Origin of the sequence: Streptomyces chisholmiae (assembly GCF_031845445.1) — a bacterium.
GTDB lineage: Bacteria > Actinomycetota > Actinomycetes > Streptomycetales > Streptomycetaceae > Streptomyces > Streptomyces chisholmiae.
Genome location: NZ_JAVREO010000221.1, coordinates 1 through 436, shown reverse-complemented (window position 1 = coordinate 436; position 436 = coordinate 1). Strand labels below are relative to the sequence as shown.

Annotated in this window: 1 pseudogene; it reads left to right on the top strand. The window is 72.2% G+C overall.

Annotated elements, in window-relative coordinates:
- Positions 1-436 (top strand): annotated as a pseudogene (locus RM844_RS32905) (excinuclease ABC subunit UvrC); the annotation flags it as partial.

Here is a 436-nt window from a genome sequence, read left to right as displayed (position 1 = left end):
GAGCGGACGGGCGAGTGGGCGGACGGCGAGGACGGCCTCACCGACGAGGACGGCCGCCCCCGCAGGTTCGCCTACCCGCCGCAGCTGGTCGTCGTCGACGGCGGTCAGCCGCAGGTCGCGGCGGCCAAGCGGGCCCTGGACGAACTGGGCATCGACGACATCGCCGTCTGCGGCCTCGCCAAGCGACTGGAGGAGGTCTGGCTGCCCGACGACGACGACCCGGTCGTCCTGCCCCGCACCAGCGAGGGCCTCTACCTGCTGCAACGCGTGCGTGACGAAGCCCACCGGTTCGCCATCACCTACCAGCGCGCCAAGCGCGCCAAGCGCTTCAGGGCCGGCCCCCTGGACGACGTGCCGGGCCTCGGCGACGCCCGCAAACAGGTGCTGATCAAGCACTTCGGTTCGGTGAAGCGACTGCGGTCGGCGACCATCGACC